Genomic DNA, 13,997 nt, shown 5'->3' with positions numbered 1-13,997 from the left:
CGGCGTGCTGTCCGGGTCCGCCGGACGTCGGCGGGAGCCGCTCACGGCTCACCACGGTTCGCCGGGGTGCGGATCAGGACTCCGGGGCTGAGCTACCGTGCTCGATCTGGTGGATGAGTCGCTTGAGCTGGGTGACCTCGTCCCGCAGGGCGCGGTCGCCCGCAGGGGTGAGGGAGAGCCAGGTGCGGGCACGCTTGCCCTCGTAGCCCTTCTCGATCTCCACCAGCCCGGCCTTCTCCAACACGGACAGATGCTGGCTGAGGTTTCCGGCGGTGAGGCCGAGCGCCGTGCGCAGGAAGCCGAACTCGACCCGGCGCGCCTGGTGGGCAACGGTGAGGATGCCGAGGCGCACGCGCTGGTGGACCACGTCGTCCAGGCCGGTGACGGGGTGCTGCTCGGGCTGATCGGTCATGACGCGTTGCGCCTGCCGGACAGCTCGGCCAGGCCGAACCCGAGGGCGGCGAGCAGGAGAAGCACGCCGGGGACGCCGAAGGTGGGCAGAGCGGACCACGGCGAGGTGAACGGGATCCCCGCCCAGCCGGTGGTGAGCGGCACCAGCTCGATGGCCAGGTACACCACAGCGAGCAGCAGCAAGGCGCGGCTGCGCTCCACCCAGGCCAGCACCAGCAGCGGCAGCCCGACGGCCATGGCGTTCCCGGCGAGCCGTTCGAGGAACCTCGTCACCCCGGAAGCGGGATCGAGGTGCAGGCCCCAGAAGTCGAGCGGTTCGCCGAGCCGTGGCATCCCGTGGCGCAGGCTCCACATCGCGGTGGCACTCGCCAGGGCGACCAAGACCATCCCAGTCAGGACGTAGGGCCGGACCCGGGTCCCCACACCGCGGTTGCGGGAGCGGCGGATGTAGAAGAACGCCGTCGCGGCGTAGGCCAGGGCGAGACCGAGGGGCCAGTAGACCGCCGAGCCCTGTGTGACCAGGGTGCAGCCGCTGCCTGCCGCGGCTTCACCCGCTGGGCAGGCAACGGTCTCGACCTTGAAGGTGAAGCGGCCGACCAGGATCCCGCCCAGTGTGAGCACGCCCAGCAGCAGAAGGGGGAACCAGGTGCCGCGCTGCGCGGCACGGACCCGGCGGGTCAGGTCGCCGAGGCCCGCGAGGACTTCGTGGGGAGTGCCCGGAGAGGGCGTCGATGCGTCTGTCATGCCGTCAGCTTTGCATTGCAAACCAGTTATGGCAAGAAACCCTGCGCGGGATCGCCGGCCGGTAACGCCTCCGGTGTTCGCCCCAGGAGGCGATCGGCTCAGGTAAACGACCCCGAGGCCCAGGGCGTGCAGCTACGCGGCGAGTGCGGGAATACCGTCGGGGAAGCGGGTTCTGCCCCAGGCGTCGTGCCCGAACGCATCCAGCTGGTCGTGGCCGTCCGGCGGCACGTTGATGTGCCGGTAGCCTTACGGGTTCAGCTCGTCGTGCACGACCCGCGCAGCGGCCTTGGTCCCCATGGGGCAGGCTGCCGCCCTTCGCGGGGCGCTCCAACTGCTCCAGCTCGTCGGCGCTGCGCGAGAGATGGGGACGGTGCGGTCCGTCGCGGCCATGTGCGCGAACGCGGCCACCGCGGGCGACATCCTGCGGCCGACCCGAGGAAGAGCGGTACCTGCAACAGACCTCTGACCACCGCACCCGGGTCCGGTGGCGGCGCGACGGTGTCCGTCTGCCAACTTGACGCGCACAAGTTTCGTTGGGCTCGTTGACATGCCGTCAGTACACGCGTTTCACTCGACATCCGTGCATGGCAACGTTGTCAGGCCGTGGGGGCGACCGGACCTGTTGCCTGTCACTGGCGTTCCGTCATTTTCGGCGTGCGCACTGCACCTGATGTGCGAAGCACGAACTGCTGTGGAGGCAACCGATGGTGAGACCTCGACGTTCAGCTGCGCCCCGTATCCGAGAGAGATTGCGCCGACGCCTGGCCGTGGTATCCGTGCTGGGCATGGCGGCCCTCCCGCTTCCTGCGATCGGGAGCGCCCATGCCGTGAGCACCGCGACGCCGGCCTTCGTGAAGGACCCGGCGTCACTCGTCAACCCCCTCATCGGCACCTCCGGTGCGGTGGACGCCTTCCCCGGCCCCGACATGCCGGCCGGCATGGTGCAATGGGGTCCCGACACGACGCCCGACCGCCCCGACGGCGGCGGCTACGAGTACAACGACCACAAGATCTCCGGCTTCAGCCTCACCCACCTTTCGGGACCCGGCTGCTCCGTCGCGGGCGACCTGCCCGTCCTGCCGGTGACCGGCCCGCTGTCGGGCGACCTCGGCAAGGCGTCTGTCGGCTTCAGCCACGACGACGAGCAGGCCGGCATCGGGTACTACAAGGTCACCGACGCAGACGGGGTCAGGACCGAACTGACCGACACCACCCGCGCGGGTCTGGGCACCTTCACCTTCCCCGCGGGCCGGCAGGCGAACCTCCTGTTCAAACTCAGCGGGGGCGCCACGCAGGTGGACGGGACTCGCGTCCAGGTGGTGAACGACAAGGAGATCAGCGGCGCGATCGACAGCGGTCACTTCTGCGGCGCGAGCAACAGGTACACGCTGCACTTCGACATCAAGTTCGACCAGCCGTTCACCACGAGCGGCACCTGGGTCGGCAGCACCATCAATCCGGGCGCGACGTCGCTGAAGGCGGGCAGGGCCCAGCAGAACCCGCAGGCGCCGAAGGCGGCCCCGCTGAAGGAGAAACACTTCACCGTCCCGGCGAAGCCGGCCCCGACGATCCACGGGAGCGCTGACAAGGCCTCCGGCACGTCTTCCCCGGCCCCGAGCGCCGGCGCCGCGCCCCGCTCGTCCGCCGTGGACAGGACAGCCCACCCCCCCACAACAGGGGCGAACGGCATGTACCTCACGTTCGACACCTCCTCCGACCCGACGGTGAGCGCGAAGGTCGGCATCTCGTACACGAATGACGCAGGCGCGGCGCACAACCTCAGCGCAGAGATCGACAACTGGAACATCGAGGCCGTCGAGCGGGCGAACCGCGACGCCTGGAACGCGGTGCTGAACAGGATCCGGATCGGCGGCGGGTCCTCGGACCAGCAGGTGCAGTTCTACACCGCGCTCTACCACGCGCTGCTGCACCCGAACGTCTTCTCCGACGACAACGGCCAGTACATGGGCATGGACAACCAGATCCACAAGCTGGCTCACGGTCAACGGGCCCAGTACGCCAACTACTCGGGCTGGGACACCTACCGCTCCCAGACCCAGCTGATGGCGATGGTCGAGCCCAAGGTCGCCGGCGACGTCGTCACCTCCATGCTCAACGGCTACGACCAGACCGGCCTGCTGCCCAAGTGGGCCTCGAACAACGGCGAGAGTTACGTGATGGTCGGCGACCCTGCCGCCGGCATCATCGCCGACGCGTACGCCTTCGGCGCCCGGGGCATCGACACGGACAAGGCGCTCGCCGCCCTGCAGCATGAGGCCACCGTCCCGAACAACGACCGCCCCGGCGAGTCGGTGCGGGACGCCAAGGGCTACCTCCCGCTGGACGAGAAGGACTACGGCTGCTGCAACTTCTACGGCCCGGTCTCCACACAACTGGAGTACGACTCCGCGGACTACGCCCTGGCCGCCTTCGCGAAGTCGCTGGGCAAGACGGATGTCTACGAGAAGTTCGCCACCCGCGCCCAGGACTGGATGAACGTCTTCAACCCGCAGACCGGCTACATGCAGGGCAGGAACAAGGACGGCCGGTTCGCGGGCGGTTTCACCCCGGGCACCTCCAACGGCTTCGTGGAGGGCACGTCGGCCCAGTACACACCGATGGTCCCCTTCAACCTGCGGCAGCTCATCGAGGCGAAAGGCGGCGACGAGGCGTACTCGTCCTTCCTGGACAGCCTGCTCGACAACATCACCGATCCCGGGAATACCAACGCCGACCTGAGCAACGAGCCCAGCGTGGAGATCCCCTGGGAGTACGACTACACGGGCCGCCCGTGGAAGACCCAGGCGGCCGTCCGTGCGGCCCAGCAGAAGCTGTACTTCGACGCACCGGTCGGCTCGTTCGGCAACGACGACCTCGGCGCGATGAGTTCCTGGTACGTCTGGTCCGAACTCGGCATGTACCCAGAGACCCCGGGGACGGACACGCTCGTGCTCGGCAGCCCGGTGTTCCCGGTGGCCGAGGTGCGCTTCGGAGACGGCAAGACGGTGCGCATCAACGCGCCGCAGGCGGCGCCCGACGCGCCGTACGTGCAGGCGCTCGACGTCAACGGCAAGGAATGGAAGGACTCCTGGCTCACCTACCAGCAGTTCAAGGGCGCGGGCACGCTCGACTTCACGCTCGGCACCCAGCCCGACACCTCCTGGGCCTCCGACCCGTCGGCGGTGCCGCCGTCGGACACCACGGGCGGTGACCGGGTGCTGGCCGCGACCGGTCCCTCCAGCGATGGCCTGGTGCTCCAGCCGGGCACGTCCGGTGACGGCACACTCGACCTGACCAACCTCAACAGCAAACCCGTCACAGTCGACTGGAAGGCGACGGCGCCCTCGGGGGTCACGCTGGACCCGGCCTCCGGCTCGCTGACGGTGCCCGCCTCGGGCAGCGCCCAGGCCGAGGTCCACGTGACGGCGGGCACGAGCGAGGGGACCTTCCCGGCCACCTTCACGCTGACCGACCACAGCACCGGTGCCACGCTGAGCGAGGCGACCCTCCGCGTGGCTGTGGCCAGGGCCGGCGAGCTGTGGCCGTACGAGACCAACGAAGGCATCTACCCTGACGGCACCCGCTTTTCCGGAGGCTTCGACAGCGGCGGTTGGGCGTTCTCGCAGAACGCGCTGTCGACGGCGGGCGTCACGAGCGGCTCCACCGTGACGGTCGACGGCGTCTCCTACGTCTGGCCGACGGTGACGTTCGGTCAGCCGGACAACCTGGAGATGGCGGGCCAGACCATTGCGATGCCGACCGGCACGTCCGCTGCGTCGCTGGGCCTGCTGGGCACGGCGACCAACGCGCCGACCGACGGCAGCGGGGTCTCGGGCACGGTGACCGTCACCTACACCGACGGTACCAGCTCCCAGGCGACGGTCGGCTTCTCGGACTGGACGCTCAACGCCGGGGCGAGCAAGCCGCTCCCGGGTGACACGACGGCTGTCGCAACGGCCTACCGGAACACCGGAAGCGGAGGCAAGGACAACGTGAAAACCTACGTCTTCGCCACCAAGATCCCGCTCGACGCAACGAAACAGGTGGCGTCGATCACCCTGCCGGTGACGGGCTCGACGGGCACTGACCACCTGTTCGCCTACGGCTTCGGCCGGTAGAGGACACTACAGGCCCTCATAACGGCGGGCCGGTTCCCGGGCGCACCCCGGGAACCGGCCCATCCACGAGGAGCCCGAGGAGGTCCTCACCGTTCTCGACTCTCCTCGCGCCCCGGGCCTCGGCCGCGGGCCACTGAACCCACACCATCCGGTTCCCCCGTCTCCGGGCCGGCACCGGCACCGTTCGGCAACCGGGCGCCCCCGGAGAAGCCTGACCACACAAGACCCCTCCGGTAACCCGTTGCGCTTCTCCGCGCACGACGCCGCGAAGCCCTGGCTTGATCTTTAACCCGTGCGGCGGGGTCGTGGGGTCGTCGACCTCTTTCGTTCGCAGTTTCGCTGTGCCTGGTTTGCGGATTGTGTGCACGGCGTGGCGTGGGGCCAGCCGGGTGTTCTTGCGGCCGGGTGGTCCCCCCGGGCCGGGGCGGGTGAGTTTCGGTGCTTGGGCGGGGCAGGCGACTTGTGGGCGGAGGTGTCGGAAGTCGCGGCGGACGCGGGCAGGAGTGAGTCTGTTCGGCGGGCTCGGTTTCTCCCACGGCCGGCGCAGGTCGGCAGCCAGGGGCCGGGCCAGCCGGAGCTGGGTGTAGGCGGCGAGGATCAGCCAGGTCCACCGGTCGGCCGCTTCAGGTGTGCGGATCTTCGGACAGGTCCAGCCGATGGTCTGCTTGAACAGCCGGAAGGTGTGCTCGACGTCGAAGCGTCGCAGGAAAACCCGCCGGAGCAGGTCGATCCGGGCGGCGGTGGCGTCGGTGCCGGACCACCACAGCCATACCGGCTTGGGGGTCGCGCCGCTGGGCAGGTACGCGACCTGCAGCCGGATGACGGTGCCTTCGATGACCGGCAAAGCGCCCAGCTGACAGACCCGCACAGAGCGGTGGGTCAACCTGGGATGGAGCCGGTCCCAGGCGCTGACGGTGGCTGTGCCGTACAGACGGGTCTCGGTCACGGTCGCGGCATCGGGAGTGTTCCAGGTGGCGGGGTCACCGAAGACGAACTCGCCGCACATGACAGTTCCGCCAACGGCTCTCGTCGGGTGGCACGATGCAGCAGACTCGTCCTCACGGCCTTCGTGCTGGGCGCGTGTGTTCCTTGGTCGGAGCACATGGTCAGACGCAGGCCGCTTCCGGGTACGGCGGGTACCGGACCGAGTGATCAAGTTCGACGCACCATTCGACGTCGGACGTTGAAGACCAAGCTAGTCGGACGGGCCGAGAATGGCGGGAAGGTCGTCCATCCAGGCGAGGACCGCTTCTTCGTAGCGGATCCCGAAGGCCAGAGTGGCGCGCTGGTAGGCGTCGATCCCCGCGGTCTCCAGACGCGCCTGGTACGTCTTGAGGCGTTGCCGGTGGACTGTGCGGTGGTGGTCGACGTGGCACAGCAGCCGGTCGCGGTCGAGGTGACCGCCGAAGGCGATCGTCAGCAGCAGGGGGTAGCGGATCTGTTCCGTGCCCGGGGGCGTGATGATCCACTGTGCGAACGCCTCGCGCCCGGCCTCGGTGAGGCCGTAAGGGACGCGGGCGCGCGGTCCGGCGTCCCCTGCCGTGACCAGCCCACGCTCGGCGAGGGCGGCGAGTTCGCGGTAGACCTGGCTACGGGTGACGGTCCAGAAGTCGCCGACGAACTCCTCGGCGATGGCGACGAGTTCGTATCCGCTTGCCTCCCCGGTGTGGAGAAACCCGAGGAGTGTGGCGGCTGTGGCGTTGAGGCTGTCCATGAAGCGGCCCTCCCTTGACACTCCACAGTGGACGGTACATGATGCTGGCCGTCGATAGTCCACTGTGGTCGGTCCAATGTGCGATTCCCCCCTGTGCCGCCCGGACCGGGCTCTTGTGGGAACGGCGCAACGGGGAGTGGTGTGATGGCGCGGTTCGGCCTCGGCTTCCAGAGCCTGGATGACGAGACTCATGCAGTGGAGCTCCCGGTCAGCGGGCGCCTGCCCGAGTGGTTAAGTGGCGTGCTGCTGCGGAACGGACCCGCCAGGTTCGAGGCCGGCGGCACGGGGTTCCGCCACTGGTTCGACGGACAGGCCATGGTCCACCGGTTCGCCGTCGACAGCGGCCGGGTCGAGTACGCCAACCGTTACCTCGACACGCCGAGCAGCCGGGCCGTTCTCCGGGAGGGCCGGATCCGTTACCAGGAGTTCGCCACCGACCCCTGCCGAAGTGTCTTCGCGCGTTTTTTCACGCCTTTCCAGCGCTCGCGGCCCGTCAACCCGAACGTGAACATCGCCAGTTTCGGAGACCGGGTCGTCGCGCTCACCGAAACCCCGCTGCCGGTCGAGTTCGCGCCGGGAACCCTCGCCACTGTCGGAGTGGTCGATTACGACGACCGGCTTGACGGGCAGTTGACGACGGCGCACCCCCATCAGGACCCGGTCAACGGTGACCTCGTCAATTACGTGACGCACTTCTCACGGCGTAGCGAATACCGCGTGTATCGCCAGAGGCCCGACGGCACGCCGCGCCGCGAACTGCTCGGGCGGTACCGTGCCGACGAGCCCGCCTATATGCACAGCTTCGCAATCACCCCCCGCCATGTGGTGCTGGTTGAATTCCCCCTGGTGGTGAACCCCTTCAGGCTCCTGGTGAGCGGTCGGCCCTTCATCGAGAATTACCGATGGAAACCGGAGCGCGGAACCCGGTTCATCATTATGGATCGCGATAATGGGCATGTGCGCGCGGTGCTGCGCGGCCCGGCGTGTTTCGCCTTCCACCACATCAACGCCTGGGAAGACGGCAGCCGGCTCTTCGTCGACCTGTGCGCATACCGGGACGCCTCGATCATCGAAGCCCTGTACCTCGACGCACTCCGCGGCGGCGGCGCCCTCCCGCAGGCCACACCCACGCGGTTCTCCATGGACCCCGAGGCCGGAACGGTCACGGCGGAGGAGTTGTCGGGGGAATCCCTGGAGTTGCCGCGCATCGCCTATGGGCGGCGCAATGGCCGGGCCTACCGGTACGCGTACGGTGTCGGTTCCCGCGATCGCCGGACCGATGACTTCCTCAACCAGCTGGTGAAGCTCGACGTCGGTGACGGCAGCACGCTGCTGTGGCGGGAGGAGGGCTGCTACCCCGGCGAGCCCGTCTTCGTCGCGGCGCCCCCGGGTCACGGCCGGGACGGAGCGGAAGACGACGGAATCGTGCTCGCTGTCGTCCTGCGTTCGGCGACAGCGTCGTCGTATCTCCTGGCGCTCGATGCGCGGACCTTCCACGAACTGGCTCGGGCCGAGGTGCCGCACGCCGTCCCGTTCGGGTTCCACGGCGCGTTCGTCCGGTAGCACCGCAGGGACCTGATCGCGTCTCGGACGCAAAGAATTTCAGGCTGTCGAAGGTCGTCCACGGTTCTCTGAATTTGCTGCGAAATTGTCATGCACATGATTATTCCGGCGGGGGTGGCGAGTTTCGTCGCCCCTCTGTCGTTTGCATAAAGAATTAGCTTCCCGGCCCCAGTTGACCGGCCAGTAATAATCCGGATCCGTTCATCGTCCGGAAAACAATGGATACCGACTGTTAACGAGTAGTCTCTTTAACGGTGCACAGCAGGGCCCTAGGCTTCAATCGCTGGCCGGAAAGAGACGGTCGCGTAAGTGTCCCGTCGCTGCCGGCGAGTGAACCTGAATCCAGGCTTACTGGTGGTAAGGAGGAGTTTGAGTTCGGCGTTCCGGCGACTTCTCACGGCGATGTGATTGCTGTCTCCCGCGAAGTCGGCCGGATTCCTCCGCTGTGTTCGTCGTTCTCATTCGCGGCTGTCTGCGGAATTTCTCGCTTCTGCAGAACTGTTCACGCGAGCCCTGCCGCGTTCTGTCCCCGCTCGGGTCCGTCCCGTTTCCCCGGAAAGGAATCATCATGCCCGCAGTGAGCGCGCTCGAGGCGCAGGAGTGGTTGATCGAGAAGATCGCGCACCGCCTCGGTGCAGAGCAGGCCGAGGTCTCGCCGGAGACGTACTTCGACGAGATGGACCTCGACTCGACGGAAGCCCTGATCCTTGCCGGCGAGATCGAGCACTGGCTGGGGTTCGAGCTCAGCACGACGACGCTGTGGTACCACCCCACCATCAAGGAGCTGGCCGCTCACATAGCGGAGGAGAGCGACCGACATGCAGCCTCCGCGTAACGCCGAACAGCCCGTCATCCACCGCTACCGCGTGGCGGCACCGGGCAGGCACACCGTCTACCTGGTCCATCCCGGCGCGCTCGACGCGTCCGTCCACCGCGGCCTCGCGGACGCGCTCCCCACGGGTGTGGGGCTGACCGTGCTCGACCTGGGCGGTGTGCCGGAGTACTGGCAGGCCGCGCTCACCGGCGGCCGTGCCGCCACCACGGTCGACGCCCTGGCCTCCCGGTTGCTGACGGCTCTCCGGGTTGCCCACATGGAGGGCGACTACGTGCTGGCGGGCTGGTCCTTCGGTGGTGTGGTGGCGCACGCCATGGTCGGTCTGTCCGCGTCACACCGCCGTCCCGGGCGGCTGATGCTGCTGGACAGCATCGCGCCCGTCGAGGCGTACAAGCAGGACGACGACGCGCTCGAACCGCCCGTCCTGCTCGGCTGGTTCACCATGTACCTCGGCGCAAAGCGGGGCCGCCCGCTGCCCCTCGACGCGGAGCGGCTGGTCGGCCTCGGTGTCGACGACGGCCTGAAGCTGGTGCTGGAGGCCGCAATCGCCGCCGGGGTGCTGCTGCCCTCCACTCCGCTCCCAGGACTCCGCAAGCTGTATGACACCTATGTCGACGGTCTGCTGCGCAACAACCGTCTGACCAACCCTCACCGCCCCCTGCCGGCACCGGTTCCCGTGGTGCTGGTCAAGGCCGAGCGCAGCCTCATCCCCGGGGACCGAACGCTGGGCTGGGAGCCCCTGGCTCCCTACGGCCTCGAGGTGCACTCCTGCCCGGGCGACCACTACACCATGCTCACCCGCACCGACGCCGCGGCCGCCGTCGCGTCGTTGCTCGATGCTGCCTGACCGCTGATACCGGGAACCTCAGGCATCACGGGCACCGAGAACCAGCAGAACTTCGCCGGTAAGCGCATCCTCCTCCAACGAGGCCGGGCCATGCCGCCCTGCCCCGACCCTCGAGAGGGCCTCGCTGTGAACGTTTCGCAGGATTCCGACCTCGACCGCCGCCTCGCCCGCGACCCGATCGCGATCGTCGGCCTGTCCGCCCTCTATCCCAAATCCCGCGACCTGCGGGAGTTCTGGGCCAACGTCGCCGCCGCGGCCGACTGCATCGAGGACGTGCCAGCCACCCACTGGGACGTCGACGAGTTCTACGACCCCGACCCGGCGGTACCGGACAAGACCTACGCCAAGCGCGGCGGTTTCATCCCGGACACGCCCTTCAACCCCCTGGAGTTCGGCCTGCCGCCGAACACTTTGGAGGTCACCGACGTCCTCCAGCTGCTCAGCCTGGTGGTCGCCCGCGACCTGCTCGAGGACGCCGGGGCCGACCAGCCCTGGTACGACGCCTCGCGCACCGGCGTCGTGCTGGGCATCACCGGTGCCAACCAGCTCACCCAGCCTCTCACCGCCCGCCTGCAGACCCCCGTCCTGAAGGAGGTCGTCCGCAGCTGCGGCCTCTCCGACCGGGACGCCGAGGAGATCGCGGCGAAGTTCCGCCTCGCCTACGCCCCCTGGGAGGAGAACTCCTTCCCCGGCATGCTCGGCAATGTGGTGGCCGGGCGGATCGCCAACCGGCTGGACCTCGGCGGAATCAACATGACCGTCGACGCCGCCTGCGCCAGCTCGCTGGGAGCCGTGAAAGCGGCCGTGAGTGAGCTGCTGGAGCGCCGTGCGGACACCATGCTGGTGGGCGGCTGCGACGCCGAGAACACCATCTTCATGTACCTCTGCTTCAGCAAGACCCCGGCGCTCTCCAAGTCCGGCCGCATCCGGCCCTTCGACCAGGACGCCGACGGCACGCTGATCGGCGAGGGCATCGGCATGCTGGCGCTGCGCCGGCTCAGTGACGCCGAGCGGGACGGCAACCGCGTCTACGCCGTGCTGCGCGGCATCGGCGCCGCCAGCGACGGCCGCTTCAAGTCCATCTACGCCCCGCGCAAGGAGGGCCAGGTCCTCGCCCTGGAGCGGGCCTACGACGACGCGGACTGCTCCCCGGCCGACGTCGAGCTCTTCGAGGCGCACGGCACCGGCACCGCCGTCGGCGACGCCACCGAGCTCAGCTCGCTCGCCGCCGTCATCACCGCGGCAACCGAGGAGCGGCAGTACGCGGCCGTGGGCAGCGTCAAGTCGCAGATCGGGCACACCAAGGCGGCGGCCGGCGCGGCCGGCATGATCAAGCTGGCGCTGGCCCTGCACCACAAGGTGCTGCCGCCCACCATCAACGTCGACCGACCCAACCCGGCCGTCGACTTCACAGGCGGCCCCTTCTACGTCAACACCCAGCTGCGGCCCTGGATCCGCGACCCGCGCCGTCCGCAGCGCCGGGCCGCCGTCTCGTCCTTCGGCTTCGGCGGCACCAACTTCCACGTGGTGCTGGAGGAGTACGGCGACGGCGAGGACCTCCAGGTGATGTTCCCGGTCGCCCAGGTGCACCTGTGGCACGCCGCCGACACGGCGGCGCTCACCACCGCGCTCGCCGAGGACGCGCCCCCGCAGGGCGGCCCCGTCCCCGAGGGCCACGCCCGCGTCGCCTTCGCCGCCCGTGGCGCCGAGGACGCCGCGGCACTGCGCGAGCTGGCGCTGCGCGAACTGAGGGCCCGCCCGGAGGCCGACTCCTGGTCGCACCCCAAGGGCGTCTTCTTCCGCCGCCACGCCGCCGAGGCCGGAAAGCGCGGCAGGGTCGGCGCGCTCTTCGCCGGGCAGGGCAGCCAGTACGTCAACCCGGGCATGACCGCCGTGCTGGCGCTGCCGCCGTTGCGCGCCGCCTTCGACCGCGCCAACCGGCACTTTGAGGGCGCCGAGCCGCTCTCCCGGATCGCCTTCCCGCCGCCCGCCTTCGACGAGGCCGGGCGCACGGCCCAGGAGACCGCGCTGCGCGCCACCGAGTACGCCCAGCCCGCCATCGGCGCCCTCGCCGTCGGCCAGTTCCGTTACCTCAGCGAGCTGGGCTTCGCCCCGGAGGGCTACCTCGGGCACAGCTTCGGCGAGCTGACCGCGCTGTGGGCGGCCGGGGCGCTGGACGACGACACGTACTTCGCCCTCGCCAGGGCCCGGGGCGCGGCGATGGCGCCGCCCGCCGAGCCCGGCTTCGACGCCGGGGCGATGGCCGCCGTCAGCGCCCCGGAGGAACGGGTGGCGGAGTTGCTGGCCGGCATCCCCGGGCTGCACGTCTGCAACCGCAACGCGCCGGACCAGATCGTGGTCGGGGGCGCCACCGAGGCCGTACAGCAGCTGGTGGCCGCGGCCGGCGAGGCCGGGATCAAGGCGTCCAGGCTGCCGGTCTCCGCGGCCTTCCACACCCCCTACGTCGGCCACGCGGTGGAGGCTTTCCGCGCCCATGTCGAGGCCGCGGAGCTGGCCGAGCCGCACGGACCCGTCTACGCCAACACCCGCGGCGCAGCCTACGGCGCGGACCTCGCGGCCAACCGACGCATCCTCGCCGAGCAGCTCATCCACCCGGTGGACTTCGCCGCCCGGGTCGAGGAGATGTACTCGGCCGGGTTCCGCACCTTCGTCGAGTTCGGGCCGAAGAGCGTGCTCACCCAGCTGGTGCGGCGCGTTCTCGGCGAGCGCCCGCACACGGCGCTGGCCGTGGACCCCGGCCCGGGCCGGGACGCGGACCTGGCGCTGAAGCAGGCGACGGCCCAACTCGCCGTGCTGGGGCTTCCGTTGAGCACCGCAGATCGATACGTCGCCCCGGCGGCGGAGCCCCGGCCGGCCAAGGGCATGGCGATCATGCTCAACGGCATCAACTACGTCTCGCCGGAGCGGAGGGCCGCATACCGGGAGGCGATCGAGAACGGCTACCGGACAGCCGTGCCGACCGCACTCGCCGCGCCGTCCGAGCCGAACACGCCGTCCGGTCCCGCGTCCGAGCCGAACACGCCGTCCGGTCCCGTGCCCCAGCCGGTGGCGCCGCTGCCGGTCGCCCCCCTGTCCGGCGCGGTCGCCGCGGTCCAGCCGACGGCCGACACCGGACGGAGCACCATCACGGCCGTCGCCACGCTGCCGGTGGCCCCTGCGCCGTCCCCCGCCCCGGCCCTCGCACCCATCCCCACTGCTCAGGAGACCGCATCCGTGGACAACGACCGTCTGGCCAACGTGATCGCCGACCACCTGGCGCTGCACGACGATTACCTCAACGGGCAGTTGCACAGCGCACAGCGCCTCGCGGGCCTGCTGGAGCGCGCCTACGACAAGGGGCAGCTGGACCAGGTGCTCTCCGGCGTCACCGCCGTCAAGGACCACAGCCTGGCCATCGGCCGCACCCACCTGCGCGCCAACGAGATCCTGTGCGAGCTGGCCGGCCTGGAACTCGGCGCGGCTCCGGCCGCCCAGACGGCCCCGGCTGCCGTGGCGGTCCCCGCGCCCACGCCGGAGGCGCACACCGCGCCCGCCCCGGCCGTCGTCCGCGCCCCGGAGCCGCAGCCGGTGGCCGTCCCCGCCGCACCCGCGGTCGCCGCGCTCCCGGCCCCGGCCCCCGCCCCGGTGTCCCCGCCGGTCGCCCCCACTCCGGTTGCGGCTGGTGTTGTGGGGCCTGATGCGGCGACGGTGACGTCGGTGCTGTTGGAGGTGGTGGCGCAGAAGACGGGTTATCCGGCGGAGATG

Annotated in this window: 8 protein-coding genes and 1 pseudogene; 5 read left to right on the top strand and 4 right to left on the bottom strand. The window is 69.8% G+C overall.

The genetic code is table 11. The features are described 5' to 3' along the window. Window positions 1-73: 73 nt before the first annotated feature. Together ACFYZJ_RS28105 and ACFYZJ_RS28100 are read right to left on the bottom strand one after the other, a co-directional pair. Window positions 74-412, bottom strand: a complete 339-nt coding sequence (locus ACFYZJ_RS28105) for a transcriptional regulator (RefSeq protein ID WP_020937505.1) — start codon at window positions 410-412, stop codon at window positions 74-76. Further along, window positions 409-1,155, bottom strand: a complete 747-nt coding sequence (locus ACFYZJ_RS28100; RefSeq protein ID WP_388572443.1) for a hypothetical protein — start codon at window positions 1,153-1,155, stop codon at window positions 409-411. The genes ACFYZJ_RS28105 and ACFYZJ_RS28100 overlap by 4 nt, the downstream gene beginning before the upstream one ends. Window positions 1,156-1,982: 827 nt before the next feature. Between ACFYZJ_RS28100 and ACFYZJ_RS28095 the strand changes: the two genes are divergently transcribed. Next, window positions 1,983-5,273, top strand: coding sequence for a lectin (locus tag ACFYZJ_RS28095; RefSeq protein WP_388572441.1), 3,291 nt, complete (start codon window positions 1,983-1,985; stop codon window positions 5,271-5,273). A 285-nt stretch (window positions 5,274-5,558) separates the two neighbouring features. Here the strand turns inward: ACFYZJ_RS28095 and ACFYZJ_RS28090 are convergent. Both ACFYZJ_RS28090 and ACFYZJ_RS28085 read right to left on the bottom strand, forming a co-directional pair. After that, window positions 5,559-6,273, bottom strand: a pseudogene (locus ACFYZJ_RS28090) (transposase); the annotation flags it as partial. 195 nt (window positions 6,274-6,468) lie between these two features. Further along, entirely contained in the window at window positions 6,469-6,987 is a 519-nt protein-coding gene (locus ACFYZJ_RS28085; RefSeq protein ID WP_388572439.1) for a PadR family transcriptional regulator, read from the bottom strand. Between the two features lie 144 nt (window positions 6,988-7,131). Between ACFYZJ_RS28085 and ACFYZJ_RS28080 the strand changes: the two genes are divergently transcribed. From ACFYZJ_RS28080 to ACFYZJ_RS28065, 4 genes are all read left to right on the top strand, one after another. Then, complete coding sequence (locus ACFYZJ_RS28080) at window positions 7,132-8,550, top strand: carotenoid oxygenase family protein (protein WP_388572437.1); 1,419 nt, start codon at window positions 7,132-7,134, stop codon at window positions 8,548-8,550. Window positions 8,551-9,118: 568 nt separating this feature from the next. Continuing rightward, window positions 9,119-9,385 (top strand): acyl carrier protein, encoded by a 267-nt coding sequence (locus ACFYZJ_RS28075; RefSeq protein ID WP_388572435.1) that lies wholly within the window; start codon window positions 9,119-9,121, stop codon window positions 9,383-9,385. Beyond that, window positions 9,369-10,232: a thioesterase domain-containing protein gene (locus tag ACFYZJ_RS28070; protein ID WP_388572433.1), complete on the top strand. Its 864-nt coding sequence runs from the start codon at window positions 9,369-9,371 to the stop codon at window positions 10,230-10,232. Before ACFYZJ_RS28075 ends, ACFYZJ_RS28070 begins: the two co-directional genes overlap by 17 nt. Window positions 10,233-10,358: 126 nt before the next feature. Next, window positions 10,359-13,997 (top strand): beta-ketoacyl synthase N-terminal-like domain-containing protein (locus tag ACFYZJ_RS28065; RefSeq protein WP_388572431.1); only part of this gene is annotated, 3,639 nt, incomplete at its 3' end.

It is taken from the genome of Streptomyces sp. NPDC001848, assembly GCF_042891915.1.
GTDB lineage: Bacteria > Actinomycetota > Actinomycetes > Streptomycetales > Streptomycetaceae > Streptomyces.
This window is presented reverse-complemented; position numbering and strand designations above follow the sequence as displayed.

Bases quoted from the DNA above. Each gene is read 5' to 3' on its own strand.
- ACFYZJ_RS28105 (WP_020937505.1), bottom strand. From the start codon at position 412: ATGACCGATCAGCCCGAGCAGCACCCCGTCACCGGCCTGGACGACGTG.
- ACFYZJ_RS28100 (WP_388572443.1), bottom strand. From the start codon at position 1,155: ATGACAGACGCATCGACGCCCTCTCCGGGCACTCCCCACGAAGTCCTC.
- ACFYZJ_RS28085 (WP_388572439.1), bottom strand. From the start codon at position 6,987: ATGGACAGCCTCAACGCCACAGCCGCCACACTCCTCGGGTTTCTCCAC.
- ACFYZJ_RS28080 (WP_388572437.1), top strand. From the start codon at position 7,132: ATGGCGCGGTTCGGCCTCGGCTTCCAGAGCCTGGATGACGAGACTCAT.
- ACFYZJ_RS28075 (WP_388572435.1), top strand. From the start codon at position 9,119: ATGCCCGCAGTGAGCGCGCTCGAGGCGCAGGAGTGGTTGATCGAGAAG.
- ACFYZJ_RS28070 (WP_388572433.1), top strand. From the start codon at position 9,369: ATGCAGCCTCCGCGTAACGCCGAACAGCCCGTCATCCACCGCTACCGC.